2 protein-coding genes are annotated in these 1525 nt (G+C 74.8%); both read left to right on the forward strand.

Going from position 1 to position 1525, the window contains the following annotated elements:
* Nucleotides 1-111: 111 nt before the first annotated feature.
* Complete coding sequence (locus tag DVA66_RS20280; RefSeq protein WP_114561565.1) at nt 112-768, forward strand: ABC transporter permease; 657 nt, start codon at nt 112-114, stop codon at nt 766-768.
* Nucleotides 765-1525 (forward strand): ABC transporter permease (locus DVA66_RS20285; protein ID WP_157974199.1); only part of this gene is annotated, 761 nt, incomplete at its 3' end. The genes DVA66_RS20280 and DVA66_RS20285, both read left to right, overlap by 4 nt.

The raw sequence follows: 1525 nt of genomic DNA on the forward strand, positions 1-1525 counted from the left end.
CGAGGGCGAGGAGCTCGACCGCCGGCCGGGCCGGGCCCTCGGGCCGCCGCCTGCCGACGCCCCGGAGGCCCCGGCAGCCGAGCCCCGGCACGCCGAGGACGGCAGCCGCTGATGGATCTGGACTGGATCGGGCGCAACCTGTCCGAGGGCGAGGACATCGTCGGACTGCTCGGGCTGCACCTGGTGCTCGCGCTGACCCCGGTGCTGTGCGCCCTGGTGCTGGCGGTCCCGCTCGGCTACCTGGTGCACCGCACCAGGGCCGGGGCCGCGCCGCTGCTGGCGCTCTTCGGCGTCATCTACTCGGTGCCCTCGCTGGCGCTCTTCGTGGCGATCCCGGTGGTGATCGGCACCCAGATCCTCGATCCGCTCAACATCGTGGTCGCGCTCACCGTCTACACCCTCGCGCTGCTGGTGCGCAGCGTGGTGGACGGGTTCCGCTCGGTGCCCGTCGACGCCCGCCAGGCCGCCGAGTCGATGGGGATGGGTCCGGTGCGCCGGGTGCTGACGGTCGAGCTGCCGCTGGCCATGCCGGTGGTCTTCGCCGGGCTGCGGGTCGCCACCGTGTCCAACATCGCGCTGGTCAGCGTGGGTGCGGTGATCGGCTCCGGCGCGCTGGGACAGCTGTTCGACCTGGGCCTCCGGCAGGCGTTCTACACCCCGATCATCGTCGGGATCGTGCTCATCGTGGCCCTGGCGCTGCTCTTCGACGGCGTCATCCTGCTGCTCCAGCGGGTGCTGCTGCCCTGGTACCGGAAGGCGGTCGCGTGAACCTCCTCGAGTTCCTCCTCGACCCCGCCAGCTGGACCGGCCCCAGCGGCATCCCGGCCCGGCTGCTGCAGCACCTGCTCTACAGCGGGGCCTCGGTGCTGCTCGCCGCGCTGGTGGCGATCCCGCTCGGCGTCGTCATCGGCCACACCCGCCGCGGCGACGCGGTGGCCAGCGGGCTGAGCAACGCGGCCCGGGCCATCCCCACCCTGGGCCTGCTCGTCCTCGTCGTCACCCTGCTGGGCACCGGTGCCGCACCGGTGGTGGGCGCGCTGGCCGTGCTGGCCGTCCCGCCGATCCTCATCAACACCGTCGCCGGGTTCCGGCAGGCCGACCAGGACGCGGTGCACGCGGGTCGGGCGCTGGGGATGACGCCCTGGCAGCTGGTCCGGCAGGTGGAGCTGCCGCTGGCGACGCCGCTGATCGTCTCCGGCGTGCGCAGCGCCTCCCTGCAGGTGATCGCGACCGCCACCGTGGCCGCGCTCGCCGCTGCCGGCGGGCTGGGCCGGTTCGTGGTGGACGGGCAGCGGCTGGGTCCCGACGGCTATCCGCAGATGTTCGCCGGCGCGGTCCTCGTCGCCCTGCTCGCGATCGTCGTCGACCTGCTGCTCGGCGCGCTCAGCTGGCAGCTCGAGCGCCGCCGACGCCGCGTCCGCCGCGAGGAGCGGGGCGACCTGGACGCGCTGCGGGCCGGCGAGCTCGCCGCGGAGACCGCCGCCGACCACCCCGACGCCGCCCGGCACCCCGACGGCGACGACAC

The sequence above is a fragment of the Desertihabitans aurantiacus genome (genome assembly GCF_003344635.1).
Lineage (GTDB): Bacteria > Actinomycetota > Actinomycetes > Propionibacteriales > Propionibacteriaceae > Desertihabitans > Desertihabitans aurantiacus.